Origin of the sequence: Kineobactrum sediminis, from assembly GCF_002868715.1 — a bacterium.
GTDB lineage: Bacteria > Pseudomonadota > Gammaproteobacteria > Pseudomonadales > Halieaceae > Kineobactrum > Kineobactrum sediminis.
On sequence record NZ_PKLZ01000001.1, the window covers coordinates 152,922 to 178,299 of the forward strand.

Genomic DNA, 25,378 nt, shown 5'->3' on the forward strand with positions numbered 1-25,378 from the left:
CTTGAGGCTGAGTCGCCAGATCACACTGGCCTATTCACTCTCCTCGGCAAACCAGGGTGCGCGTGCTGTCATGATCAGCTCACCGGCGCGCTCCTCAGTCATATCCGGAATATCCATAAGCTCGTCTACACCCAGTTCCGCCAGGTCTTCCATGGTTACCACCCCACGACTGGCCAGAATGTAGGCCAGGTGACGATCCATGCCTTCCATTTCCAGCAAATCCGCAGCCGGCTCGTTGGCCCCGAGCTGTTCTTCGGAGGCGATCGCCTGGGTCAACAGCGCATCCTTGGCCCGGGCACGCAACTCCTCGGCTATTTCTTCGTCGAAACCTTCAATCGCTGTCATTTCTTCAAGCGGCACATAGGCTACTTCTTCCAGTGTGGTAAAGCCCTCTTCGACCAGGATTTCCGCAATATCGTCATCAATGTCCAGGTGCTCCACAAACCTCTGGATAATCTGGCCGGATTCCGCCTCGTGTTTTTCCGAAGCCTCCTCGGTACTCATGACATTAATGGTCCAGCCGGTCAGCTCACTGGCCAGCCGGACATTCTGCCCCGAACGCCCTATCGCCTGCGCCAGGTTGTCCGCGGCTACCGCAACATCCATGGTGCCGCTGTCTTCGTCGACAACAATCGACTCCACTTCCGCCGGGGACATGGCGTTGATAACCAGCTGTGCCGGGTTGTCATCCCAGAGGATAATATCTACCCGCTCGTTATCGAGCTCATTGGATACTGCCTGCACCCGTGAACCGCGCATACCAACACAAGCGCCGACCGGGTCGATGCGCTGGTCGTTGGTCTTGACCGCAATTTTCGCCCGGGAACCCGGATCGCGCGCCGCGGCCCGAATCTGGATAACTTCCTCGGCGATTTCCGGAACCTCAATCTTGAACAGTTCAATAATCATTTCCGGGCAGGAGCGGCTGAGCATGAGCTGCGGACCGCGACTCTCGGTACTGATGTCCTGGAGGATTGCGCGCACCCGGTCGTTCACCCGGAATGTTTCGCGGCCAACCAGTTGCTCGCGCGGCAACAACCCCTCGGCGTTATTGCCCAGGTCGACAATCACATTATCGCGGGTCACCTTCTTGACCGTACCCGCAACCAGCTGGCCAACGCGGTGACGATACTGCTCAACCACCTGGTCGCGCTCGGCATCGCGTACTCGCTGGACAATCACCTGTTTGGCGGTCTGGGCGGCGATACGACCAAAGCCGACGTTCTCTACAGGCTCTTCATAAACGTCCCCCGGCTTGAGGCCGGGATCTTTCTCTATGGCTTCCTCAGTAGTGAGCTGGGTGCCCAGCAAGGCCATTTCATCATCGGGAACCACCAGCCAGCGACGCACCGTGACATAGTCGCCGGTTTTGCGGTCAATAGTGACCTCAATATCGGCATCTTCGTCGTAGCGCTTCTTGGTTGCGGTTGCCAGTGCAAGCTCAATGGCCTCGAAAATGATGTCTTCAGACACCCCTTTTTCGTTCGAGACAGCTTCCGCCACCAATAAAATTTCTTTACTCATTTAATGCCTCGCCAGATCACTGACCGCATCCTCGATGCGGGGATGAATACGCGCCTTTTCAATCGCGTCGTAGGGTAACAGATACTCGTGGTCGTCAACCCGGACCACCACATCATCACCCTCAATACCTTGCAGTACGCCCTTGAAATTACGCCGCCCGTCAAAGGGCCTGCGCAGGCGCAATTCAATCACTTCACCTGCATAGGCCGCATATTGTTCGAGTCGGAACAGTATGCGGTCCATGCCAGGGGATGACACCTCCAGGGAATACTCACCGGGAATGGGGTCTTCCACGTCCAGAATGCCACTGACGTGGCTACTGACCGCGGCACAATCATCCACGGTAATGCCGTTCTCCGCGTCGATATAAAGGCGCAGGACGCTGTGCTTTCCCTGGGACACATACTCGATGCCCCAGAGCTCATAGCCCAGGGCGACCACTGAAGGCTCCAGCAGATCGAATAGTTCCTGTTGCCTGGTTGCCACACCTACTCCCGTAAAAACTGCACTTTGCAGAAACGAAAAAGCCCCATAAAGGGGCTTTCGCGAAACGTGACGTCAATTATTGGAGCGGACGACACGTATGTTGGTAGCGGGGGCCGGATTTGAACCGACGACCTTCGGGTTATGAGCCCGACGAGCTACCAGGCTGCTCCACCCCGCATCAAAGCTTTCTCGAACTGAAGGCCCCTTGGCACTTCACTATGAGCTGCTTCCTGTTGCAGCCCAAATTCGAGGTTGTGAATTATAGGGTCGCAAGATTGATTGGTCAACCACCCGGCGACCCTAAAACCATTCTTTTTAGGTCGCCGACGCTTTAACCGCTCACTCGTAGCGCACAACCTCCTGATCAATGGCGCCAAAAATACTGTTACCGTCCAGTGACAGCATTTCCAGCCGCACCCTGTCACCAAACTGCATGAACGGGGTGGTCGGCTTGCCATTGCTGATGGTTTCAATCATGCGAATTTCCGCAATGCAGCTATAGCCCAGCCCGCCCTCTGCAATCGGGCGTCCCGGGGAACCGTCGCCGTCCTTGTTGGATACAGTACCCGAACCGACAATGCTACCCGCCGACAGGGGCCGGGTTTTCGCCGCATGCGCTACCAGTGTGGGGAAATCAAAGGTCATGTCGACACCGGCATTGGCCATGCCAAAGGGGCGGCCGTTCAGGGCAGCCAACAGGGGCAGGTGCAGGCGACCACCATCCCAGGCCGAACCCAGCTCATCCGGCGTTACCGCCACCGGGCTGAAGGCGCTGGACGGCTTGGACTGAAAAAAGCCGAAACCCTTGCCGAGCTCCGCCGGGATCAGGTTGCGCAGTGACACATCATTAACCAGCATCACCAGGCGAATCGACGCTGCCGCCTGTTCGAGGGTGGCACCCATGGGCACATCGCCGGTGATAACGGCCACTTCACCCTCGAAGTCGATTCCCCAGTCTGCATCCGCCATCATGATCGGGTCGCGAGGGCCCAGGAACGTATCCGAGCCGCCCTGGTACATCAGTGGCTCGGTCCAGAAGCTTTGTGGCATTTCCGCACCACGCGCCTTGCGCACCAGCTCCACGTGATTCACATAGGCAGAACCGTCCGCCCATTGGTAAGCCCGCGGTAACGGCGACGCGCAATGCAGCTGGTCAAATGCCTGGCCGGCACCGCCATTCACCTGTTCCGCCAGCGCTTGCAGGGCCGGCAGGTGCTCATCCCAGTCATCCAGCGCCTGCTGCAGGGTCAGCCCAGTGGGCAGCATGCGCTGCAAATCACTCGCGACAACCACCAGGGCACCATCACGATTCTGCTTTAAAGACGCTAATTTCACCTGTTTTTCTCCTGATTCAAGTGGTTGAACTGTCACCGACAACGCCGCGCGCTACCTGGTCCCGCTCTATGGATTCAAACAAGGCCTTGAAGTTACCCTCACCAAAGCCGTCGTCATCCTTGCGCTGGATAAACTCAAAGAATACCGGGCCCAGCAGGTTGGCCGAAAATATCTGCAGCAACAACCGGGGCGACTCACCATCAGTAGTTCCGTCCAGCAGTATACCGCGCGACTGCAGCTCCCCAACAGGCTCGCCATGGCCGGGCAGGCGCTCATCCAGCATCTCATAGTACGTTGGCGGCGGTGCCGGCATGAAGGTCATGCCGGCCGCCTTGAGGCGATCGTAGCAGGCCAGGAGATCATCACAGGCAAGGGCGATATGCTGAATACCCTCGCCATTGTAGGCCATCAGGAACTCCTCAATCTGGCCACCACCTTTGGCCTCCTCATTGAGCGGAATACGAATCTTGCCGTCGGGAGCGGTCATTGCCCGGGACAGCAGGCCGGTGTACTCACCCTTGATGTCGAAATAGCGGATCTCGCGGAAATTGAACAGCTCTTCATAGTAACGGGTCCAGTAGCTCATCCGGCCACGGTAGACGTTATGGGTCAGGTGATCCAGGGTATGAAAACCAAGGCCCCCGGGCTTGCGCACCGATGGGTCCAGCCAGTGAAAATCGATATCGTAGATACTCTGGCCTTCGACATAACGGTCGATCAGGTACAGGGTGGCGCCGCCGATGCCGCGGATGGCCGGCAAACGCAACTCCATGGGGCCGGTTTCAACCTGAACCGGCTGCGCCCCCTGCTCCAGGGCCCGGTTATAAGCAGCGGTGGCATCCTTCACCCGGAACGCCATGCCACAGGCAGAGGGGCCATGTTCGCGCGCGTAATACCAGGCGTGGCTGTAAGGCTCGTAATTGGCTACAAAATTGATGTCACCCTGGCGCCAGAGCGCAACATCCTTGGTGCGGTGGGCTGCAACGCGGGTAAACCCCATTGCCTCGAACACCGGCTCCAGGACGCCTTTCTCAGGTGCGGTAAATTCCACGAATTCGAAACCGTCCAGGCCCATGGGGTTTTCAAACAGGTCTGCCATCAGCTGTCTCACTTTTTAATTCGGATGCCGTCGGAGGAGCCGGGACAACCAGGCCCGAAAGTATAACGGCCCACTGGATATAGTTTCAAGTGAAACCATATCGGCTATTTCCCTTTCCGCTGTCGACCGCTGTCCGCACCTACGTTATCGTTGCACTCCCCGAAGACGGCCTTATAGCGCGTTGATATGCATCACTCGTGTCGCGTGCCGCGGCCGGTTGTTATCATCCCTTTCGTTTCCCGGACACTGGAGCTTGGCGGTTTATGGCTACACGCGAGACACAGACAAAAATCCTGGAAGCGGCGATAAACCTGTTCAATGAGGCGAGCGCATCCAGGGTTTCCAGTAACCGGATCGCAGAGGCCGCGGGCGTCAGCAAAGGTAACCTGCACTACCATTACGCATCCAAGGAAGAGATCGTTTTCGATATCTGGAACCAGATGGAGGCAGAGATTCGCAATTGGTCAGATGATGAAACCCGCCCGACCCTGGACCACATGGCCTGGATGACCCTGCGCCAGTATCGTCTTATATGGCGCTACCGGTTCTTTTACCAGGAACTCAACATATTGCTGGCGAACGATCCCGAGCTGAAATTCCGCTTCAACCAGGTACGGCGCCAGCGAATGGACAAGGTATTCCGGTTTTTCAAAGCGCTGGCAGAAGCGGGAGTGCTACAGCCCGGACTGACAGATGACGAGCTGCGCAACCTGATCCGTATTTCCTGGATCGTTTCCGACTTCTGGCTCAGCTTCGTGCGGGTAGAAAATGATACCGTGGACATGGCTACCATGCAGGAGGGCTACCAGCTCATATTGCAGGTGTTCAAACCGGTGATGACCGAGACGGCGCTGCGCGCCATCCCGGATTCACTACACCTGTTTTCAGTGGCCTCGCCAGAGGAGCCCGCAGAAAGCCCCTGAGCTTTTCGCGGGCGCGGCGCCGGGCTAGAAGTTCTTGCGAATACCAATACCCAGGGTGCGGGGCCGCGATCCCACGACAGCCAGCGGATCCTGTACGCTCGCAATCGCATCAAACTCTGCCTGCTCATTGGTCACATTCTTGCCGTAAACAGTCAGCTCAATGTCGTTCGACAAGGTCAGGGAAGCCCTCAGGTTAACCAGCGAGTAGGCATCCAGTTCGCGGTTGAACTGACTGGCCGTATCAAATCGGGTATCAGCCTCGCCACGGTAGGTAACGTCGCCGCGCAGCTTGAGTTCACCCATTGACAGTGGAGTAGTATAGGTCAGCGCCGCGAAGCCCTGGACATCGGGAATGTTCGGAATGCTGTCACCGACAAAACCGCGATCCTCGCCCTCGTCCACAAACGGCTGGTCTTCGGTCAGCTCCGCGTCAACCAGTGTCAGCCCGAACTGCAGGTCCAGCGCCTCGGTGACGGTCGCATTCACATTGAATTCCAGGCCATTGATCTCGGATTCACCCGCGTTGGTGATGAAAGGAATACCACTTTGCACGTCGAGCGTCTGTACCTGCATGTCCTCCCAGACTATCTGGTAGATGGCGCCCTGCAGCGACACCCGGCCGCCGGCGAGCTGGGATTTCACACCGAGCTCGTAGTTGATGAGCTCGTCTGCCCCATACGAGGGCGGCACGTTCTCGGTAAAGCTGATGTCGGCCTGGTTAAGGCCACCCACACGAAACCCCTGGGATACCGTGCCATAGATATTCAGGGTATCAGTCGGGCGGTAGGACAGGCTGACCTTACCGGTAAACTTGTCCTCGTCATCCTTGTTGCTGAATGGCCCCAGCGCCGCGGCGGAGCCGAAATCGTGTAACGTACCTTCCGTGGACTCCAGGGTAGAATCGAAGTAACGGCCACCCACTGTCAGCTCAAGGTCATCGTTGATGTCATAGGATATCTCGCCAAAATAGGCGTTCTGTTCCAGGTCGCCACTGACATAGCGCCCAAAGAAGGTGGTGCCGCCGTCGGGGCCGAGTGCATTATTGTTGGGCCCTGGAATGAACGGATCCGCAAGGCCGTTCTCGTTAACCGTGACCACATTGACCGCAAATTCGGTATCTTCACGCTGCATGAAGGCACCCACCAGGAACTGCAGGGGGCCGTCAAAGGTCGAGGCAAAGCGGATTTCACCAGAGAATATTTCCCGGCTTTGCGGCTGCGAGGTAATCCCGGGAACCGGCACGCCAAAGAAAAAGAGGATGGGCGAAGAATCAAAGTTGAAATGAATGTCGCGATTGAACTGGTTTGCGGTGGCCGTCAGTAAGCCGCTGTCGAAACGGTAGGAGGCGGTGAGACTGAACAGGTCCATCTCGTCGTCCCAGGGACTGCGGGTAATATCGGTATTCTCATAATCCGAGGAAGCGGTGATGGGCGGGAAGCCGGCATCGACGCTGCCGAAACTGGTGACACCTTTTGGCGTGTAGCGGGAGCTGCCGCCGGCTTCGGTCTCCTGCCGCAGGTAGCTGGCATCGATACTCAAGCGGTCAGTCGGGGTGTAGCGCAACATCAGCCGGCCGCCATTGGTCTCCTCATCGTTGACATCTTCATAGGGCCCGCCGATAGCGCGCGACTGGTCAATCCAGCCACTGTTGTCGACGCGCCAGGCCACAGCACGGGCGGCCAGCACATTATCGATGAGGGGAACATTAATCACCCCGGAGTAAAGCTGGTTATCACTGCCTTCGTCGGTATCGCTGAGGTCGATGGCGATCTCGCCCGAGAGCCCGTCGAAGTTGGGCTTGGCGGGCACATAGCGGATCAGGCCGCTCATTGAGTTGGCGCCGTACTGGGTACCCTGGGGACCGTTGAGCACCTCGATCCGTTCAAGGTCGATAAGTTTGATATCCGGGTTGCGGCCACCACCGTCCTGCGCGTTACTGCCGGTTATCACTGCCTCGTCGAAATAAAAGCCTACGGTTGACGGCCCCGAGGAATTGACGCCGCGAATGATGAATTCCTTGTCACCCGGCCCCAGATCCTGGAACTGGAGACCCGGGACACTACCGGCGAATTCGGTAAATTCGAAGGCGCCCCGTGTTTTCAGCTCGTCGGCGCCCAGCACACTGACGATATTGGCCAGATCCTGGACACTGCTTGCACCCATTTTACTGGCAGTAACAACGACCTCTTCCAGCCCCTGCGCCAGGGACTGCGTTGCGCTTGCTACCGAGACAGCGAGTATCGCTGCGGAACCGAGCTTTCTTGTGGTGGTATGTCGGGGTTCTTTTATTATCGTCATTGGTCGCTCTCCGTAATTGCAGACGTGGTATCAGCATCTGGTATCAGTAATTAATATTGGGCTCTCCGGCCGGATAGAAGTGTCCGGCCAGCATCATGCCCGCGGGGCTCTCGCACTCCAGCGAATGCTCCTGCCTGGCGGGCAGAAAAATCAGGTCGCCGGCGCGAACCGGCGCTCGCAGGGTTTCCGTCCAGAGAGTGCCGTGGCCGGACAGTATAACAATGGCTTCCTCGTACAGGTGCCGGTGCGGCGCCGCCTTGGACTGCGGGACTTCGCCTATAAACTGGCTTACCTCATCGCTCCCTGTGCCTTCGCCAATGAGCACCTGGTAGAAGCGGTCGGCCATGGCTTTACGGGAGGATTCGTCGTATATCGCCGTGCGCTCGGCATACCGCGTATCAAAGTGATCCGGCATGCTGTCGATGATATCCAGGCTGGTGTCCCCGGGACATAATGTCATCAGCAGGTGCAGGGGTTCTGAAGCATTATTGTCCCCGGTAATGCGGAACGCCTCGCCCTTGCGGATCAGGGCGCCGCCGTTCGGTCGCAGGGGGAACTCTTTGCCTGAAATCGTTACCATGCCTTCTCCGGCCAGGCAAAAAAGCACGACTTCCGCCTCGCCGGCACTGAATACTTCGCTTTTCCCGACCTCCAGCTTTACGGCCGACTGGGCGATAAATTCAGCACCATCGCTGCCGCTGATAATCGGCGCCATAGAGAGACCCCCGCGGGTCACCCATTGCAACTGGTCGTGCCGGCGCACAAAACAGCCGCCGTCGAGCAGCGCCTTGCCAGCCTCGTCGAACGGGGCGACGTCAGTCTGGGCCAGCAATACCTCACGCGGCCGGTCATCGGTAATATACTCATCCACCAGGTTGTTGTGCGAACCATCACAGAAGGGCTGCTCCCGAGTATGCTTGCAGCCACAAAACAACATCGAGCGGGTATCGGTCGCGGTGTAGAGCACTGGCCGGAAGGTTGTCCCGACATGAGACTGGTCGCAAAAAGGCTGGGTCTTGCTAAGGCCGCAACTGCACCACAGGTAACGCTTACCTGCTTCCACAGTGACGTGATACGGCTTGGGTTGAACGATTACCGGCTCATCCATACGTTCTGTCCTTGCGCTCCCGACATTCGATCATTTCATGTTTAAAACAACATCTCTTAATGCCCAACTTATTTCAACTTTAGATTAGGGTGTTTGTTCTAAATAGGGCGCGCGCCCTAAAAAAGAATCTACCCGAAAAAGCCACTGTGCTAAGTTGGCCAACAAGCTACTGCCTGACTCGCTTGCCTGCAAGCTCACTATAAGAAACCGGGAGACACATGCCGCGGCAGCAATTTTCATCCTCTCTGGCGGCCATCCTGACGATGGCAGGGGCCGCAATCGGGCTCGGCAACATCTGGCGCTTCCCCTACATGATGGGGTCCTATGGCGGCAGTGCGTTCCTGCTGATCTACCTTCTGTTCGTACTGCTGATTGCAGTTCCCGCACTCACCGGCGAATGGGCCCTGGGGCGGCGCTCCCGCGGCGGCACCATCACCGCCTTTGCCGACTGCTATGGGCCGCGGAGCGGGCGGGTGCTGGGCTACATCCTGGTTCTGGGCATGCTCTGCTCCGGCTCTTATTACCTCGTTGTGATCGGCAATGTTGCGCTGATGACCTGGACGTCATTCGCAACCGGCTTTACCGGTGAACACCAGCAGGCCTTCGTACAGCAGCTGGACCACGGGCCCACCCGCTACCTGCTGGCACTGGCTGTGCTTGCCGGTATCCTCTGGGTGGCTTACCGGGGCTTGCACGAGGGCATCGAGCGCGTCAGCAAGCTGTTCGTGCCCTTTTTCTTCCTGGTGATCATCTACCTGACTTTCCAGACGCTCAGCCTGGAGGGTGCGCCAGAAAAAATGCGGCTCTTCCTGACACCGGATTTTTCCCAGATCACGCCGACCTCGGTATTTGCCGCCCTCGGCCAGGCCGTATTCTCCGTTGGCCTGGGGGGCACCATCATGGTCATCTACGGCAGTTACCTCAGCCGTGGGGCGTCACTCTGGCGTGGCGCGATAGCCACCGCGACCGCCGACACCAGCGCCGCCCTGCTGGCGGCCATGTTTATTTTCCCGACCATCCTCGTTTACGGTATCAGCCCCGCGGCCGGCCCAACCCTGTTGTTCGAGTCACTCTCGCAGCTGTTCGCGCAGATGGAAAACGGACGCATGGTCGGCTCCTTTTTCCTCCTGGCACTCCTGCTGGTGGCCTTCTTATCCGGCCTTGCCGCTCTGGAAGTCGTTTTCGGCAGTATCAGCGACGACGAAACCACCCACGGCCTGAACCGCAAACGCACTATCATCGTATTTGGAGTGGTAGAGGCGCTGATCATGATCATCCCGGGCTTCAACCCCGGTGCAGTGGCGGTGATGGACCTGCTGTTCGGATCGGGCATGCTGGCACTTGGCAGTGCGCTGGCCATTATCGGGCTTACCTGGCGGCTCAAGCAGGTGGCGGTAGTCAGCGAATTCGGTGCCAGTACGCTCACGGATTTCCTGTTCATCTGGCTGAAATGGGTAGTTCCCGTCGTCATTCTGGCCATCCTGATCATTTCCTATATTCACTAACCCAAGGACATAGAGACCCCATGGACATCAACGCGGTGCGTAGTCACTTCCCCATATTAAGCAGAAAGACCTACCTCAACAGCTGTTCCTACGGCGCCCTGGCCGATTCCGTTCGCCGGGCGATGGAACAATACCTGGATGATCGCGACAGCCGGGGGGCCTGCTGGGAACAATGGGTGGGCGACCAGGAAATGCTGCGCGACAGCACCGCAACCCTGCTCGGTGCACAGGCTTCAGAGATCGCGCTGGTATCGTCATTGTCGGCGGGGCTCAACGCTTTTGTGAGCTGCCTGGACTTCGCAGGCAGCCGCAATAAAGTAGTTGTGACATCGCATGATTTCCCGACCACCGCCCAGATCTGGCATGCGCAGAAGCCCCGGGGCGCAAATATTCAGCGGGTTGAGCTTGACGACTGCACTGACCCCGAAAACGTACTCGAACTCTTTGCCAACGCCATCGATGCAACCACCGCCGTGGTTTGCGTGCCCTACATCTGCTATCGCAACGGGCGCAAGCTTGACGTCGGCGCCATCGCAAAGCTGGCCCACGCCCAGGGCGCGCTGATGGTCGTGGATGCCTACCAGGCGGTGGGCACCTTTCCGGTTGATGTGAAGGCCCTGGATGCCGACGTGCTGCTGGGCGGTTACCTCAAGTACCTGATGGGTACGGCCGGCATGGCTTATATGTACGTGAAAGACGAACTGGTAGAAAAACTGCTGCCGACCACCAGCGGCTGGTTTGCCCAGGAAGACGTATCGGCAATGGCCATTGCCGACAATGTGCCCGCGCACTCGGCGCGAAGGTTCGAGGATGGAACGCCCAATGTAAGCGCCATCGGCGCCTGCCGGGCAGGCCTGGACATTCTGCATGACACAGGGATGGACGCCATTACCAGGCAGAATGTGCTGGTCACCGACGCCATTAAGCGCGAAGCCGCCGCGCGGGGCTGGATATCCGCCACCGGCGACTGGCCCCACGGCGCCATGATCGCACTGCGCTCCACCGACATGATGAAACTGGTCACGCAATTGGGCGATGCCGGTGTCGTCATCTCCTGTCGGGACGGCAATATCCGCATATCACCGCATTTTTATAACGACGAAAATGATATCAAGGCGCTTTTCAAGGCGCTGGACGAGAACAGCGAGTTGATGGTGCGGGAATAAAACCAGAGTTACACGATCCAGGGCCTGCCCCCATCCAGCCACAAGCGGACATTCGCGACTGGCAGCTGGGTGGGTGGGAGCTACCGGGTGACGACTGGACGCTGGCGGCGGGCAATCACCAGATCCAGCAGCCTGTACCTGGCAGGACGATGGGGAAATTGGAACACCGCCGATTGCCGGGACTAGAGCAAGCGCCTTGCCTCACTCCAGCTCCCGCGATCTTTTTCCTCATCACAATAACGCCAGTAGCCGGTAAAAACGTCTAACTGCGCAGAGTCGAACTCCAGCCGCATACCACCCCAGTGTTCACTGTCCTGCTTTTGAGTGGCGCATGCCTTCCGGGAATTGTCTTTAATCCACACGCCCTCAAACACGTCTTTCTCGACAAACTCACCTGCCAGCGTTCCATCAGATGAGGTGTAGTGCCCGGTTACCTGATCGCCCTGGCGTTGCAGCTCAATGATGCCGTTACTCCTGGAGTGCCAGATGCCCAGAATCTCCACCAGAGGCTCCCCTGGGCCATCGACCTGGGGCGTCATCCGGACAGTCAGCTCTACCCGGCGATTGCGCGACCGGCCCTTCTCCGTATCATTACTGGCTACCGGCTGGTTCTCCCCATAGGCGCGGGTAGTCACTGCCCCCTCACTGAAGTCGGCATTCACCTTCAGGTAATCGGCGACGGCCCGAGCCCGGTTTTTGGACAAATCGCGGTTGGATTCCGCGTTGCCGACACTGTCGGTATGGCCGGCAACCTCCAAACGGCTGCTGCGGGGCTCGTCAATCTGCGCAATCACTTGATCCAGCGCCTCAAAGCCCCCTTGTTTGAGCTGATATTCGCCGGAATCAAACAAAACGGCACTGTCCAGCGCAATTTTTGCCGCCGAGCCCATGGCGCCGATGGCGTCAATGTCCGCCCCCGGAGTCCGGGTGCTGCAGACCTGCCTCAGGTCCACCAGCTTGACAAACCGAAAGGCATCGTCGGCTGAGACATAGGACGCTATATCCACCTCCGCCTTGCCACCGGAGATACGGCCCACCCGCACCCAGTCTTCACCGTTCTCGGAGACGGCCATGGCGGTTGCCTCAACATCGGGGCCTACCTCAAACGCGTAGAGATCCGGCCCGGCCACATCAATCAGCTTGTTGTCATCAAACCGGACCACCAACTCGCCCCCACAACCCAGGGTTAAATAGCTCTCATCTTCGTTTTTTACGTAATCGGGTATCCCCAGGCTAACCGACGGATCGGACGAAGCCTCGCCCCCATCGGGCTTTCCGGGTGTATAGGAAACCACCTCATCGGCAAACGACGTTTCACCAAGGGGAAAGAACACCTCACCGCCATGACCATCGGGATAGGCCTTACCCGACGACCCCTCGGGAGCCGCATGGGCTAACGGGAAAGTGGCCAACGAGCAGGCAAACAGGCAACTGACAAATTGAAATCGCATCATTACATAGCCTCTTGTGCATCAGCAGGGTCTAAGAGACTGTCGGACTTAAGCGTTCGTAGCGAGGGAAAGTCCGATTTGAGTCATTTTTCATAGTGATACCGGCAAGAAATTATCGTTAACCGGCCACCGTCAATGGTATAGACGAGACGATTGGTGTCATCGATTCTTCGGGACCAAAAGCCTGAAAGATTTTCTTTCAGGGGCTCGGGCTTTCCAACTCCCTCGAACGGTTTGCGTTGAGTGTCCGCGATCAGCTTGTTGATTCTTCGAAGTGTGTTCCGATCCTGCCGCTGCCAATACAGATAGTCCGACCGGGCTTCTTTAGTCCATGAGAATACGTCAGCCATCTATTAACGAGCGGCTTATAGTCTTACCGGATTGATACTGCTTGATTGATTTAGCCAGGTGCGCCGCGTTCGCCGGGCTCTTGAGAAGATGCACGGTTTCCATCAGGCTATTGAATTGGTCCAGGGACATCACGACTGCATCATCCGCATCCCGACGAGAAATAATCGTATAATCTCTATCGCTGGCTACCTGGTCCAGAACACTTTTAAGTCTATTTCGGGCATCCGAAAAACTAACCACTTTCATGGCTTCATCCTCACGTGTACAACATATTGTGCAAGTATAACTCGTACAATATGTTGTGCAAGTGCTCGATCTGGTAACTTAACGCCGCCAGCATGCGTAATAACATTGTCATCTGATGGTTCTTCATTGAGCGCTTCGGGATGCCATTGGCTGCCCGAATCGCTGGCTCTGGATTTGCAATAAATGTGATCAGCGCGACCCGCAACAGCCGAACACAAAAAAGCCCTGTAAGTACAGGGCTTTTTTGATTTCAAATAGATGGTGCGAAGGCGGGACTTGAATAATAGCACTATCGTATTGTTTTATATGTTACTTTTCCAATTCGCAAGAGCCGGATAGCACGAGTTATAGCACCAAAAGTGGATTTGATAAATTTAGGGCGGGCCAAACGTCCGATGCAATGATTAGTTGGACGGCAAAAACCTCCTAGCGCAACCCAACTCGAAGTGGTGTGTCAATCACGCTTGTATTGCCTTAGCGCAGCCTCAAGCGACACCAAATTCTCTGCAACTTGGTCCCAACCGCTTTTCCATCGGTCCTCAAGGGACTCGCTAGGCTGACAAAGCGACTTTGATTGTGCCAATACTTCATTGCAAAGAATCATAATTCTTGAAGCATCGTCGTCCTGAACGCTAAGACGAACAAGCTCATCTGGAAAAGCTGGTAACGGATTTCCGAAATCATTGGCAATCCACCTCCCTACCATCAAAAGGGATCTATGCAGCCTAGCCCTTAATACGTATGCAGACGCAGGGTCCGGAGCGGAACTCAGCGTCTTAGCTATCAATTCCAGACAATCTTGCTTACTTGTCATTGAGTAGCCCCGAAACCGCATCTATAAATTTGTCGCATGCATCGATCGTCAACGTAACATCAGCCCCATCTATCGTTTTAGGCTGAAGGCATTGCCTTTGCTCAAATAATCGAAATCGATGTGCCAAAACTAGTGTTGCGGCAATGTCTTCCATCCCCAACACTTGGCAGGCCTTAGTGATACTCATCCGGCCAAATGTAATTACCCCTGCCAAGTAGCACGCCAATACGGAGGAATGACGCGCTATTCCTCCTAGTACAGCCATTTCATATTCTCCCGATGAGCCTGCGTGGAATCCGCGCCTACAGTCATCAATGCCCAATCGAAACGATGCCAGGTCACGTTCTGCGTGACAATACTCAGTAACCATATTCAAGGTTCGACGGTAGTGCTCTTCGCCATTTCCCTCATAAACAATAGGCTTGGCCTCAGCAGCAAGATGCCTTATGAACAGCGAACCTGACACGCTCATTGCCTCGAACTCAGGCCACGTGTAATGACTCACATTTATCGGCCGGCCCTGGGCGTAACCAACAACTGCCTGTTCGTCATAGCTCTCCGCGTTTGGGCTTATTACAAGGACGTCTACATCACTTGAATTATCAGCGTCACCTCTCGCAACTGATCCATAGAGCACCACAGCTTGATCTAAGCTCATCATTTTACGATCGCCCTTACAAATAGCGCTACAAACAAGCCAGCCGCGACGATTCCAACGAAACCTTCAGCAACCAGTGCCAGTCTTGCCATCAATGATGTCGCTTGCACCGCATCGGTAACACCATCCACAGGGATAATTGTCGTAACACTTAACCAGATGACCTCCCATAGGGTTAGCACTTCTCCACCTCGTGTTAGGCCTGTTCTAACAAACCAAAGAATTGAGGGAAAAACAACAAATGCCAGAATGAAGAGATTCCGAAGAAGCACCCACCACTTTTCCCCGTGCCCCCAGACGAAGCCATTAAGCCAATGCCCTACCAAGTCGGAAAATGCCTTTGCCTTCCTTAAACCAGCGTAATGGGTTTCGTACCAAGTGCTTCGACCAAGAACTGCTGCTTTGAGATGCTCCGTTCGTGCTTCGATTGCTTTTAAGCGATAACGCCGGGCGTCACGATTGTCGCCTAATGCGTCAGAAGCTATGGATAAATCATGGCAAAGTTCTTCACGCAAATTTGGTTCCCGTGGCAATGAGTGCTCGAGCTCATCGAAAGCGATGCGACACTGCGAGAACTTCGAATACTTGAAATCAGAGGAGTGGACTGTTGCCTTCGGGAATTCGCATGCAATGAATTTGCAGCCTAAAAACGCCGAACCTTGTATAGATGTCTTGCGAAAATAGCAGTTCAGAAACGCGCAATTGACGAACTTACATTGCTTTAGTTGCGCTTCCTTGAAACTAACGTTGGCAAATGTACAGTGCGCAAACTCTACCGCTTCAAGAACTTTTCCGTCTAGCCTTTCTGCAGCAAATAGCAAGTTCTCGGCGGGAGTAGAGGCTTGCGGCCATTCTCCAGTTGCACGACCTACTAAGAAAGCTCCATTATCTGTCATCAATCACCCTATCTTAACCCACTTCATTCTAGAACGAGGCCATCAGCTTTTACAATTCACCATTAGTGAGTATACCGTTTTAAGATCAAATATCCGCATCTCCGCGATTGGCGTTCTTAAGACCCGCGACCACCCCCTCCCGCGTCTCAATCCAATGAATCACAGCGCTCTCATGCCATCCGAACGACCTGGCGCCGGTCAGTTTGATCTGCCTGGGGAAGTGCCCCCTAGCTATTTCAGCATAGATGGTCGACCGGGACAGCCTGGTCATCGCTTTGACGTCTTTCAGTCGCAGAATTCGCCTGTTCATTGTTAGCTCCTTGGTTATGCGTTTGGTTATGGCTTCCCAGCACGTCTAGATACCGCAGTACACCGCCACGATCTACAGCCGGGTGTGGCCGAGCTCCTGGCTGATGCTGAGGCGCGCCCGCTCGTCCGTGTCCCATTCTTCTGCGCTGAGGGCATTCCGGCTGGGGCCGCCCGCATGGGGACAGGCCCAGCCAGTCAGGTCTTGGTAGCGTTGTTGAGCATACGCGTGGAGCAATCCGTGTAACTTCGAGAGCCCGGCATTGGCGGTCTGGCGTTCATAGATGCGTAGTTGCTGGATGTACATTCGCTCCCGGGGGATCAGGGAACCTGAGCCCGCCAGGTGCTTGGCATCAGCCAGTACCGCCCGCTGGCGCTCGGTAAGGATGGGCACGCTGCGAGCGCGGCCGTCTTTGGTCCAGCTGGACTTGAGCTGCAGCCAGTGTCCTTGGTCGCTCCAGCGCGGCTGGATCTTCAGGGCCTCTTCCCGGCGCAGGCCAAATGCGGCTTGCAGCCGGAGGCTCATACGCACATAGGGGTCCTTGATCAATTCCAGCTTGCCGGCGGTCAGTTCGCGCGCTTTGCTTGCCTCCCCTATCAGCTTTCTGTCAGGTATGCCGTAGTGGTCGTTGCCGCGCGCGACTACACTCTGCTTGTTGACCTTTTCCGCCCACCAGCGCAGGCAGCTCATCTGATTCTTTATCGTGCCGGGGTTCAGGCCCTGTTGCAGCCAGGCCTGTACCAGCGCTTCGACATGTTTGGGTTTCAGGGAGCGGGCGCCCATCCTGCGGTAACCGAGCTGGGGCAGCTGGTTGGCAATCGCCGTTAGCTGCCGCTCGCGGCCCACGCGGGTGCTGTAGCTGCCTTCACGGCTGTGACGGCACAGTATTTTCAGTTGGTAGTTCAGATCCTGTATGGTGCTGTTCCTCTCGGTTAGTGATTCTGATCTCCTGCCAGCCGCAGCTGGACGGGACCGCTTGCGCGGGGCGATCACGGGACACCAATCCCGGTTGACCTGAATGTGTCTGGCCATAGAGAGCACGGTGTGTTTTCGGCAGAAAACTGGCCCGTGCAAACCAACGGTTAGCCAGCCTGAGTCTGGGGTGGAATTACCTCCTGAGTGAAACGGGCAGAACACTCTGACCGCCAGAGTGTTTGCGTGGTTAAAAAAAACAGTGGGCGTCCGAGGACAGCCCCCCCGACAGCAACTGCGGCGTTTGGACAGATCCCTGGAAGAGCGGGATGGATTGGAAGGTGCGGCGACCCAGGCTGTGGGGCACCGTGATGGTTCGAAGATGGACCCGGTCATCACTGACCGTTGCGTCGAGGAAGGCCCTGGGCGACGCGTTCAGCAGATTCCGATACCACCGGAATCCGCCTACCCCGTTTGCGAATCCAAGGTGGGGGCTTCCTTGCCACTTTACCGTAGTGGCCACGGGTAAATTCCGTTGCTGGGGGAACTATAGAACAACAGATAATGCGGCTGCCACAATAAACCCGGTCTACTTGCGGCGGGCTTTTTTCCCGTCCTGCCTGGCCTACGTCACTACCCGCTTTCGCTTTATAGTGACGTAGGCGCTCAGTCCTCGTCCACCGCTGGCTCCTGCAGCAGGATGAAGTGTTCAATCAATCGGATCATCAAGGTCTTCTGGTCCGGCAGGCTCTCCGCCACCAGCAAGGCAAGGGCCACCAGGGTATTGTCGTTGATCAACTGCTCTACCGGCTTCGCCAGCAACGCCTGATTACGACGCAGGTACCACAGGAACAGGAAGGAACCGCAGCGCTTGTTGCCGTCGGCCAGCGGGTGGTTCTTGATCACGAAGTACAGCAGGTGCGCGGCACGGCTGGCGACGTTGGGATAGAACAGCTCGTCACCGAAGCCCTGCTCAATTGTAGCCAAGGCCGACGCCAGCCCCTCACCACGCACCTGGCCGAACAGTTCCGTGGCCTCGCCCTTGGAGATCAGGGTCTGCTTGAGTTTCGCGATGGCCGCCAGCGCTTCATCCAGCAACAGCACGCGCATGTCGGGTTGCTTGATGCCGATCTCGGCCAGCTGCTGCTCGTCGTAGCCCTGCAGTAGACTCCAGGAGCGGGCGTAGTCGCTGATGACCCGGGCCACGGCTTCGCCTTCCGCAGAAACTAGTCCCTGGTTAGTGAGGGTGCGACTCAGAAGATCAAATAACTGCTTCTGATCAATGTCCCGCTCGGCAAGGCGACGCTGGTTGAGGGTGTAGCCCTGGACCAGGTGGTCCTTGAGCACCCGGCTGGCCCACTGACGGAATTGGACACCGCGCTGGCTTTTGACCCGGTAGCCTACGGAAATGATGACATCAAGATTATAGTGGTCGATCTCGCGCCTTACCTGGCGTTTCCCCTCCTGGCGAACTATCCGGAATTTCCGGATAGTTGCCTCCCTCCCCAGCTCTCCCTCGGCGAACACGTTGCCGATGTGCTCATTTACGGTGCGTACATCTTTGCCGAACAGTTCAGCCAGCTGAGCCTGACTTAACCAGACCGTCTCCTGATCTAAGGCCACCTCCAACTGAGCGCTGCCATCCTGGCTGGTGAATATCTGTACTTGTAGATCACTCATGGCTTCGCCACCTCACTGCGCCAGCTGCCGTCGGCCTGTGCCCAGCTTCCCGCACCGAAACTCCCAGGCACCACATTAGAGCGCCCGCTGCGCAACTGGTCCAGGCAATTCCCCCACCACTGCATCATTTTGCGCCGCTCGTCATTGCCTTGTTATGACTATCTTGGCAAATGTGTTGGCTCAAATCTTTATTACTTCAGGTCGAATGAAAAAACCAATAATGTGACCAAAGAGGCTCCTGTACATTGCCTCAATTTCTTCTTTGCTGATACTCCCTCCCTTTATCAACATCTCGTATCGTCCATCGGGCTCTCTCACAATATACCCGGACGAACTGAAGCCGTTTTTCTCATAAAACGCCTTGCGCTTTACCCTCTGCTGGGAGTTTTGTGCTTGCTCATCAAGTTCTTCGATATTCAGTACTATTCTTTTTCCAGGCTGCATATACCTCATTGATGCCATTACCTTGCTCCCGTACCCATAGGCTCGGAGCGACTCTGATATTGCCAGAAATTGTAGAAAATTAATGTCTCTAAACTCGGTAGCATAGACAAGGCCAACCCAGTTATCATCTTCATAAAGAACATCAAAACCTTTCTTCCCATGTCTCAGTTTGTAACGAAGCAAACATGACGGTATACGCTGGGCTCCCGGAAATGATCCCTTATAAAGGTCGATAACTTTAGAATAGTTATCATCATACCTGGTGAGTGGTCGAAAAGTGATGCTCATAACAAGTCCCGTTCGAGCAGGCGTGGCTGCGCTCCCAAATACCCAATCACTCATTCTCGCGCTCGAATAACATTGCCATCTGATGGTTCTTCATTTCGCGCCCCGCGCAGATGCCGATATTTGCCCACATCAACGGTTGGGGATGCACCGCTACGTAACAGACGAACACAAAAAAGCCCTGCAAGTACAGGGCTATTTTGATTTCAAATAATGGTGCCGAAGGTGGGACTTGTCCGGGCCGCGCAGGCCCGCACGAGCACTCCGCAATGCGGAGCGGTTGTTCAAATAATGGTGCCGAAGGCGGGACTTGAACCCGCACGAGCGTTGCTCACTACCCCCTCAAGATAGCGTGTCTACCAATTCCACCACTTCGGCAAATAAAACTTACAACTCTGGAACTTCGTTATCCGTGGGCTCCATCGAAGGGCTGGTATTATCCACTACTGGCACATCCGAATCCAGTGCCGGGGCGACACCTTCTTCAGCTTCCGGGATAAACAGGTCCAGATCGTCAACCACCTGCGTTTTCTGGGTGGCCAGCAGGGCGAGACCGAAGCTGGTGGCGAAAAACAACACTACCAGCCAGGCGGTTGCGCGAGTCAGGGCGTTGCTGCTGCCGGCGCTGCCGAATACGGTTTGAGAGGCGCCGGCCCCGAAAGAGGCGCCGGCATCCGCACCCTTGCCCTGCTGCAGCATGATCAGGGCAATGATCGCCAGTGCGATCAGCAGGTGTACGATAAGAATAATCTGTTCCATAAAAGCTTGTACCCTAAAGGGCCCTCGTTATTCGGCGGCCATGATAATGTGCCTGAAATCTCCGGCATCCAGTGACGCCCCGCCCACCAGGGCGCCGTCAATATCGGGTTGCCCGAACAATGCCGCTGCATTATCAGGCTTCACGCTGCCCCCATACAACAGGGGCACCCTGTTTGTTTCCACACCTTTCTGCCCGGGCAGCTGTGCACGTATGAAGGCATGCATCTGCTGCGCCTGGTCGGGCGTGGCGGTAAGGCCGGTACCAATGGCCCAGATCGGCTCATAAGCCACTGCAATGCCGCCCAGGCTGGCCTGGCCGGCGAGCGCACCGCGAACCTGCCCTGCCACAACGGCATGGGCATCTCCCGCTTCACGCTCGGCACGGGTTTCGCCAACACACACCACCACGTTCAGACCGGCGCTGATCGCTGCCGTAATCTTGGCGGCAATCAGTTCATCACCTTCGGCGTGGTACTGGCGACGTTCGGAGTGCCCGACGATCACCCACCGGCAACCCAGGTCGGCAAGCATCGCGGCTGATACGTCGCCGGTGCGAGCGCCCGAATCCTGCGCGCTGCAATCCTGGGCGCCGACTTCGACAGGGGATCCCTCGCACAGGCCAATGGCCTGTTGCAGGTGCACAAATGAAGGGCATACCACCACATCCGCCGGTAATTGTTCGCCCGGCCGCGCAAGCTCGCGAAGCAGGGACTCGACGCTGGCCTGTGAGCCATGCATCTTCCAGTTACCGATAACAAGCGGTCGCATCATGTCCTCTACCTGCCGGCAAAACGGGGCGCAATGTTACCCAAGTTAATGATGACTTACAAGACAACACGCGGGTTGCGGGCAAAGCGGCTTCAGCCGGCCGCCAGGGCAGCCGCAACGTCCCTGGCGAGGCCCTGGCAGAGCCGCTCGACTTCGCCGGCATCCTCGCCTTCCACCATCACCCGCAGCAACGGCTCGGTGCCGGAGGGGCGCAGCAATACCCGGCCCCGGCCGGCCAGGTGCACCTCAACCTCGGTTACCGCGGCACCTACAGCAGCATTGCCGGATACGTCAGCGCCGCTCGATATCGGCAGGTTAATCATGGTCTGGGGGCACTTGCGCATGCCCGCACGCAAGTCCGCCAGGTTGCGGCCGGATTCCTTCAGTGCAACCAACACCTGAAGGCTGGCCACAATGCCGTCTCCGGTGGTGGTGTGATCCGCACAGATGATGTGACCGGAGGACTCGCCCCCCAAACGCCAGCCGCGTGCCTCCATCAACTCCTTGACGTAACGATCACCCACTTTGGCACGGGCGAACTCGAGCCCCAGTTCGCGCAGGGCAAGCTCCAGGCCCAGGTTGGACATGAGGGTACCCACTACTCCCGCCTCGGCACGACCATTGATGGCGCGATGGGTGGCGATGATATAGACCAGCTCGTCGCCGTCCACCACGCTGCCGTCGGCATCCACGAACATGACCCGATCGCCGTCGCCGTCATAGGCAATACCCAACTGGGCGCCGGACTCCTGCACCAGGCGTGACAACCCGGCCGTATCCGTGGAACCCACGCCTTCATTGATATTGTAGCCATCGGGCTTTACGCCCATGGGCACGACATCCGCACCCAGTTCCGCGAGCACATTGGGGGCGATGTGATAGGTTGCGCCGTTGGCGCAATCCACAGCAATACGCATGCCACGGAGACTGAAGCCCTCGGGCACGGTGGACTTGCAGTATTCGATATAACGCCCGGCCGCATCGGCAATACGTACCACCTTGCCAATATCGGCAGAGGGCACCACGGTCAGCTCACACTCCAGCTCCGCTTCAATGGCCAGCTCAACCTCGTCGGCCAGTTTTGAACCGGCGGAGGAGAAAAACTTGATGCCGTTATCGTAATAGGGGTTATGTGAGGCGCTGATGACAATACCGGCAACCGCGTTCTGGGTACGTGTCATCAGGGCGACTGCCGGCGTGGGCATCGGCCCCAGCAGTTTTACGTCAACGCCTGCCGCAACCAGACCGGCTTCCAGCGCGGATTCAAACATATAACCCGAAACCCGGGTATCCTTGCCGATGATAACAGTGCTGTGGCCACCGTCCGGGGTCTGGCGGGCGAATACCCTGCCGCAGGCCCAGCCGAGCTTGAGCATGAAGTCCGGGGTGATCGGTGGTTCCCCTACCGCCCCTCGAATGCCATCAGTACCAAAGTAACGTCTTGTCACGGTTGTCCCCATTGTTTGAGTGCGTCATACATGGCCAGGGCATCCCTGGTTTCAGCCACATCGTGTACCCGAATAATCGCAGCGCCCCGCTCGGCCGCCAGTACGGCCAGGGCAAGACTCGCAGGCAGCCTGTCGCCCACCTCCCGACCCAGTACTTTACGGATCAGGGATTTCCTGGACAGCCCCACCAGCAGGGGCAAGCCCCCTATGGCCAGTTCAGGCAGTCGCTGCAGTAACTGGAAATTATGCGCGAGAGTCTTGCCAAAGCCAAACCCGGGGTCCAGCACCAGTCTCTGTCGCTGGATCCCCGCCGCTTCACAGGCCGCAATACGCTCGCCCAGGAAGGCTCCCACTTCGGCTACCACATCCCGATAAACAGGCGCCTGCTGCATGGTAGAGGGGTCTCCCTGCATATGCATCAGGCATATCGGCAGGCTCGTTGCCGCGGCCGCCTCCAGTGCACCTTCGCGAACAAGGGCACGCACATCGTTGATCATGCCGGCACCTGCGGCCGCCGCCGCGGATATTACCCGGGCGCTGCTGGTATCAACGGAAATGACCACATCCAGTTCGGCGGCAATGCGTTCCACCAGCGGCAGTACGCGGTCCAGCTCCTGCTGTACGGAGACCGGCGCGGCCCCGGGCCTCGTGGATTCACCACCAATATCCAGGATAGCGGCACCCTGCCCACACAAATCCCGCGCACGCTCCAGGGCCTGCTCGAGGTCAAGGACACCACTGCGATACAGGGCGCCACCGTCGGAGAAGGAGTCAGGAGTGGTATTGATAATGCCCATCACGATGGGCTGTGAGAGATCTAGCGAGCGCCCGGCACAGGCAAGCACCGGGCGCTCAGGGGAGGTCATGACAGGTTTCAGTGCTCGCCGGCGGGTCCGCCGATCGGGCTGACGACATCACCTGGTTCCTTCCCGGTTTGCGCACCGCTATCCGCGGTGGTACCGCCGGAAGAATCGTTCCAGTCACTGGGCTCGCGGGCTTTACGCCCTGACATGATGTCGTCGATCTGGTCGGCATCAATCGTTTCGTACAGCATCAGGGCTTCGGCCATGAGGTGCAACTTCTCGATATTCTCTTCCAGAACCCGCTGGGCGGTCGCGTAGCTTTCATCAATAATGCGGCGCACTTCCTCGTCAATCTGCCTCGCGGTTTCAGCGGACACCGACTTGGTAGGCTGCCCGGCAGAACGGCCCAGGAACACTTCCTCCTCCGCCTCGTCGTACATCAGCGGCCCCATTTTCTCCGAGAGGCCCCATTTGGTAACCATATTGCGGGCGATGGTCGTGGCGCGCTGGATATCGTTGGACGCACCGGTGGTCACCCCATCCTTGCCGAGGGTAATCTCTTCCGCGATACGGCCCCCGAACAGGCTGCAGATCTGGCTGATAATATTGCGCCTGCTGTGGCTGTAGCGGTCTTCCTCCGGCAGGAACATGGTTACCCCGAGGGCCCGACCACGGGGAATAATACTGACCTTGTATACAGGATCGTGCTCGGGCATCAGCCGACCGACAATAGCGTGCCCCGCTTCGTGGTACGCGGTGTTACGCTTTTCGTCATCGGACATCACCATGGATTTGCGCTCGGCGCCCATCATCAGTTTGTCCTTGGCCATTTCAAACTGGCTCATGCCCACCGTGCGCACACCGGCGCGGGCGGCAAACAGCGCCGACTCATTCACCAGGTTGGCCAGGTCCGCCCCGGAAAAGCCGGGGGTGCCACGGGCGATCTTTGACGGCACCACGTCTTCTGCAAGCGGTACCTTGCGCATGTGCACCTTGAGGATCTGCTCGCGACCGCGGATATCCGGCAGGCCAACGTACACCTGGCGGTCAAAGCGGCCCGGGCGCAGCAGCGCGGGGTCAAGTACGTCGGGCCGGTTGGTTGCGGCAATGACAATAACGCCGTCATTCACTTCAAAACCGTCCATCTCGACCAGCAACTGGTTCAGGGTCTGCTCGCGCTCATCGTGCCCGCCGCCCATGCCGGCGCCACGATGGCGACCTACCGCATCGATCTCGTCGATAAAGATAATGCACGGTGCCTGCTTCTTGGCCTGCTCAAACATGTCGCGCACACGGGAGGCACCCACGCCGACAAACATTTCCACAAAGTCGGAGCCGGATATGGAGAAGAAAGGCACCTTGGCTTCGCCCGCAATGGCCTTGGCCAGCAGGGTTTTACCGGTACCGGGCTGCCCGGCCATCAACACGCCGCGCGGAATCCGCCCACCGAGCTTCTGGAAGCGGGTGGGATCACGCAGGAACTCTACCAGCTCCTGGACATCTTCCTTGGCTTCGTCAACACCGGCCACATCGGCAAAAGTGGTAGTGATCTGGTCTTCTCCCAGGAGACGGGCCTTGCTCTTGCCAAAGCTCATCGGGCCGCCACGGCCACCGCCGCCACCCTGCATCTGCCGCATGAAGAACATGAACACGGCAATGATGATCAGGATGGGGAAACTCGCCACCAGCAACTGGGTCCAGACACTCTGCTGCTCGGGCTTGCGTCCGATCACTTCAACATTGTGCTCCAGCAGGTCGTCTATCAGCTTGGGGTCTTCAACCATTGGCCGGATCGTTTCAAAACGAGAGCCGTCATAGCGCTCACCGTTGATCGTCAGCCCATCCACCACGACCTTCTCAATCCGCTCGTTCTGGATTTCCTGGATAAATTCAGAGTAGCCGACCTGCTCGGTCGGGCTCTGCATGTTGAAGTTGTTGAACACCGACAGCAGTACCGCCGCGATCACCAACCATAACAATAAATTTTTCACCATATCGTTCAACGCTGTTTCCTCACCAATAGGCCACCCGTCGCGGGCGGACGTGACAGCCGATAATGCTGCCGGTATTACTTTCCATTATAGCCGAATCTCTTCCCCGGCCCGGCGACAA

General features: G+C 57.2%; 23 protein-coding genes and 2 tRNA genes. 3 read left to right on the forward strand and 22 right to left on the reverse strand.

Going from position 1 to position 25,378, the window contains the following annotated elements; genetic code table 11:
- Positions 1–30: 30 nt before the first annotated feature.
- The 5 genes from nusA to hppD all read right to left on the reverse strand — a co-directional run bounded on the left by nusA (position 31) and on the right by hppD (position 4,444).
- Positions 31–1,524, reverse strand: coding sequence for a transcription termination factor NusA (gene nusA, locus CWI75_RS00645; RefSeq protein ID WP_101519540.1), 1,494 nt, complete (start codon positions 1,522–1,524; stop codon positions 31–33).
- Positions 1,525–2,010 (reverse strand): ribosome maturation factor RimP, encoded by a 486-nt coding sequence (gene rimP, locus CWI75_RS00650; RefSeq protein WP_101519541.1) that lies wholly within the window; start codon positions 2,008–2,010, stop codon positions 1,525–1,527.
- Between the two features lie 101 nt (positions 2,011–2,111).
- Positions 2,112–2,188, reverse strand: a tRNA-Met gene (locus CWI75_RS00655).
- A 161-nt stretch (positions 2,189–2,349) separates the two neighbouring features.
- A complete protein-coding gene (locus CWI75_RS00660; protein WP_101519542.1) occupies positions 2,350–3,345 on the reverse strand; it encodes a fumarylacetoacetate hydrolase family protein in 996 nt (331 codons plus the stop codon).
- 16 nt (positions 3,346–3,361) lie between these two features.
- On the reverse strand, positions 3,362–4,444 hold the full coding sequence (hppD, locus tag CWI75_RS00665) for a 4-hydroxyphenylpyruvate dioxygenase (protein WP_101519543.1): 1,083 nt from the start codon (positions 4,442–4,444) through the stop codon (positions 3,362–3,364).
- A 263-nt stretch (positions 4,445–4,707) separates the two neighbouring features.
- Between hppD and CWI75_RS00670 the strand changes: the two genes are divergently transcribed.
- A complete protein-coding gene (locus tag CWI75_RS00670) occupies positions 4,708–5,367 on the forward strand; it encodes a TetR/AcrR family transcriptional regulator (protein WP_101519544.1) in 660 nt (219 codons plus the stop codon).
- A gap of 24 nt (positions 5,368–5,391) precedes the next feature.
- Here the strand turns inward: CWI75_RS00670 and CWI75_RS00675 are convergent, their stop codons facing one another.
- Both CWI75_RS00675 and CWI75_RS00680 read right to left on the reverse strand, forming a co-directional pair.
- Positions 5,392–7,665, reverse strand: coding sequence for a TonB-dependent receptor (locus CWI75_RS00675; RefSeq protein WP_101519545.1), 2,274 nt, complete (start codon positions 7,663–7,665; stop codon positions 5,392–5,394).
- A 43-nt stretch (positions 7,666–7,708) separates the two neighbouring features.
- Complete coding sequence (locus CWI75_RS00680) at positions 7,709–8,773, reverse strand: CDGSH iron-sulfur domain-containing protein (RefSeq protein WP_101519546.1); 1,065 nt, start codon at positions 8,771–8,773, stop codon at positions 7,709–7,711.
- A 218-nt stretch (positions 8,774–8,991) separates the two neighbouring features.
- Between CWI75_RS00680 and CWI75_RS00685 the strand changes: the two genes are divergently transcribed.
- Positions 8,992–10,278, forward strand: a complete 1,287-nt coding sequence (locus CWI75_RS00685; RefSeq protein WP_101519547.1) for a sodium-dependent transporter — start codon at positions 8,992–8,994, stop codon at positions 10,276–10,278.
- A gap of 20 nt (positions 10,279–10,298) precedes the next feature.
- Entirely contained in the window at positions 10,299–11,444 is a 1,146-nt protein-coding gene (locus tag CWI75_RS00690) for an aminotransferase class V-fold PLP-dependent enzyme (protein WP_162299958.1), read from the forward strand.
- A gap of 182 nt (positions 11,445–11,626) precedes the next feature.
- Here CWI75_RS00690 and CWI75_RS00695 read toward each other — a convergent pair whose 3' ends face one another.
- The 15 genes from CWI75_RS00695 to ftsH form a co-directional block, all read right to left on the reverse strand.
- Positions 11,627–12,898 carry an OmpA family protein gene (locus tag CWI75_RS00695; protein WP_101519549.1) on the reverse strand — a complete coding sequence of 424 codons (1,272 nt, stop codon included), beginning with the start codon at positions 12,896–12,898 and terminating at the stop codon, positions 11,627–11,629.
- An 80-nt stretch (positions 12,899–12,978) separates the two neighbouring features.
- A complete protein-coding gene (locus CWI75_RS00700) occupies positions 12,979–13,245 on the reverse strand; it encodes a Txe/YoeB family addiction module toxin (protein WP_101519550.1) in 267 nt (88 codons plus the stop codon).
- Positions 13,238–13,492 (reverse strand): type II toxin-antitoxin system Phd/YefM family antitoxin, encoded by a 255-nt coding sequence (locus tag CWI75_RS00705; RefSeq protein WP_101519551.1) that lies wholly within the window; start codon positions 13,490–13,492, stop codon positions 13,238–13,240. Before CWI75_RS00705 ends, CWI75_RS00700 begins: the two co-directional genes overlap by 8 nt.
- Positions 13,493–14,295: 803 nt before the next feature.
- On the reverse strand, positions 14,296–14,967 hold the full coding sequence (locus CWI75_RS00710) for a nucleotidyltransferase domain-containing protein (RefSeq protein WP_101519552.1): 672 nt from the start codon (positions 14,965–14,967) through the stop codon (positions 14,296–14,298).
- On the reverse strand, positions 14,964–15,860 hold the full coding sequence (locus CWI75_RS00715) for a pentapeptide repeat-containing protein (protein WP_101519553.1): 897 nt from the start codon (positions 15,858–15,860) through the stop codon (positions 14,964–14,966). The genes CWI75_RS00710 and CWI75_RS00715 overlap by 4 nt, the downstream gene beginning before the upstream one ends.
- Positions 15,861–15,945: 85 nt before the next feature.
- On the reverse strand, positions 15,946–16,170 hold the full coding sequence (locus CWI75_RS00720; protein WP_101519554.1) for a helix-turn-helix transcriptional regulator: 225 nt from the start codon (positions 16,168–16,170) through the stop codon (positions 15,946–15,948).
- Between the two features lie 72 nt (positions 16,171–16,242).
- A complete protein-coding gene (locus tag CWI75_RS00725) occupies positions 16,243–17,199 on the reverse strand; it encodes a phage integrase N-terminal domain-containing protein (protein WP_241521025.1) in 957 nt (318 codons plus the stop codon).
- Positions 17,200–17,745: 546 nt separating this feature from the next.
- On the reverse strand, positions 17,746–18,759 hold the full coding sequence (locus CWI75_RS00735; RefSeq protein WP_101519556.1) for a virulence RhuM family protein/type II toxin-antitoxin system death-on-curing family toxin: 1,014 nt from the start codon (positions 18,757–18,759) through the stop codon (positions 17,746–17,748).
- A 180-nt stretch (positions 18,760–18,939) separates the two neighbouring features.
- Positions 18,940–19,491, reverse strand: coding sequence for a GNAT family N-acetyltransferase (locus CWI75_RS00740; protein WP_101519557.1), 552 nt, complete (start codon positions 19,489–19,491; stop codon positions 18,940–18,942).
- A 289-nt stretch (positions 19,492–19,780) separates the two neighbouring features.
- A tRNA-Leu gene (locus tag CWI75_RS00745) sits at positions 19,781–19,866 on the reverse strand.
- A gap of 9 nt (positions 19,867–19,875) precedes the next feature.
- Positions 19,876–20,247 carry a preprotein translocase subunit SecG gene (gene secG, locus CWI75_RS00750; protein ID WP_101519558.1) on the reverse strand — a complete coding sequence of 124 codons (372 nt, stop codon included), beginning with the start codon at positions 20,245–20,247 and terminating at the stop codon, positions 19,876–19,878.
- 27 nt (positions 20,248–20,274) lie between these two features.
- Positions 20,275–21,018: a triose-phosphate isomerase gene (gene tpiA, locus CWI75_RS00755; RefSeq protein ID WP_101519559.1), complete on the reverse strand. Its 744-nt coding sequence runs from the start codon at positions 21,016–21,018 to the stop codon at positions 20,275–20,277.
- An 89-nt stretch (positions 21,019–21,107) separates the two neighbouring features.
- Entirely contained in the window at positions 21,108–22,463 is a 1,356-nt protein-coding gene (glmM, locus tag CWI75_RS00760) for a phosphoglucosamine mutase (protein WP_101519560.1), read from the reverse strand.
- The gene (gene folP, locus CWI75_RS00765) at positions 22,460–23,329 is read right to left on the reverse strand and encodes a dihydropteroate synthase (protein ID WP_101519561.1); all 870 of its coding nucleotides are present in this window, start codon (positions 23,327–23,329) and stop codon (positions 22,460–22,462) included. The genes glmM and folP overlap by 4 nt, the downstream gene beginning before the upstream one ends.
- An 8-nt stretch (positions 23,330–23,337) precedes the next feature.
- On the reverse strand, positions 23,338–25,260 hold the full coding sequence (gene ftsH, locus CWI75_RS00770) for an ATP-dependent zinc metalloprotease FtsH (protein ID WP_175580185.1): 1,923 nt from the start codon (positions 25,258–25,260) through the stop codon (positions 23,338–23,340).
- Positions 25,261–25,378: the final 118 nt, after the last annotated feature.

Coding starts and splice junctions, on each gene's coding strand:
- nusA (WP_101519540.1), bottom strand. CDS start 1,524: ATGAGTAAAGAAATTTTATTGGTGGCGGAAGCTGTCTCGAACGAAAAA.
- CWI75_RS00715 (WP_101519553.1), bottom strand. CDS start 15,860: ATGACAGATAATGGAGCTTTCTTAGTAGGTCGTGCAACTGGAGAATGG.
- folP (WP_101519561.1), bottom strand. CDS start 23,329: ATGACCTCCCCTGAGCGCCCGGTGCTTGCCTGTGCCGGGCGCTCGCTA.
- CWI75_RS00710 (WP_101519552.1), bottom strand. CDS start 14,967: ATGATGAGCTTAGATCAAGCTGTGGTGCTCTATGGATCAGTTGCGAGA.
- CWI75_RS00720 (WP_101519554.1), bottom strand. CDS start 16,170: ATGAACAGGCGAATTCTGCGACTGAAAGACGTCAAAGCGATGACCAGG.
- CWI75_RS00725 (WP_241521025.1), bottom strand. CDS start 17,199: ATGGCCAGACACATTCAGGTCAACCGGGATTGGTGTCCCGTGATCGCC.
- CWI75_RS00680 (WP_101519546.1), bottom strand. CDS start 8,773: ATGGATGAGCCGGTAATCGTTCAACCCAAGCCGTATCACGTCACTGTG.
- CWI75_RS00670 (WP_101519544.1), top strand. CDS start 4,708: ATGGCTACACGCGAGACACAGACAAAAATCCTGGAAGCGGCGATAAAC.
- ftsH (WP_175580185.1), bottom strand. CDS start 25,260: ATGGTGAAAAATTTATTGTTATGGTTGGTGATCGCGGCGGTACTGCTG.
- CWI75_RS00700 (WP_101519550.1), bottom strand. CDS start 13,245: ATGGCTGACGTATTCTCATGGACTAAAGAAGCCCGGTCGGACTATCTG.
- secG (WP_101519558.1), bottom strand. CDS start 20,247: ATGGAACAGATTATTCTTATCGTACACCTGCTGATCGCACTGGCGATC.
- hppD (WP_101519543.1), bottom strand. CDS start 4,444: ATGGCAGACCTGTTTGAAAACCCCATGGGCCTGGACGGTTTCGAATTC.
- CWI75_RS00685 (WP_101519547.1), top strand. CDS start 8,992: ATGCCGCGGCAGCAATTTTCATCCTCTCTGGCGGCCATCCTGACGATG.
- CWI75_RS00675 (WP_101519545.1), bottom strand. CDS start 7,665: ATGACGATAATAAAAGAACCCCGACATACCACCACAAGAAAGCTCGGT.
- CWI75_RS00695 (WP_101519549.1), bottom strand. CDS start 12,898: ATGATGCGATTTCAATTTGTCAGTTGCCTGTTTGCCTGCTCGTTGGCC.
- CWI75_RS00705 (WP_101519551.1), bottom strand. CDS start 13,492: ATGAAAGTGGTTAGTTTTTCGGATGCCCGAAATAGACTTAAAAGTGTT.
- tpiA (WP_101519559.1), bottom strand. CDS start 21,018: ATGATGCGACCGCTTGTTATCGGTAACTGGAAGATGCATGGCTCACAG.
- CWI75_RS00740 (WP_101519557.1), bottom strand. CDS start 19,491: ATGAGCATCACTTTTCGACCACTCACCAGGTATGATGATAACTATTCT.
- CWI75_RS00735 (WP_101519556.1), bottom strand. CDS start 18,759: ATGAGTGATCTACAAGTACAGATATTCACCAGCCAGGATGGCAGCGCT.
- CWI75_RS00690 (WP_162299958.1), top strand. CDS start 10,299: ATGGACATCAACGCGGTGCGTAGTCACTTCCCCATATTAAGCAGAAAG.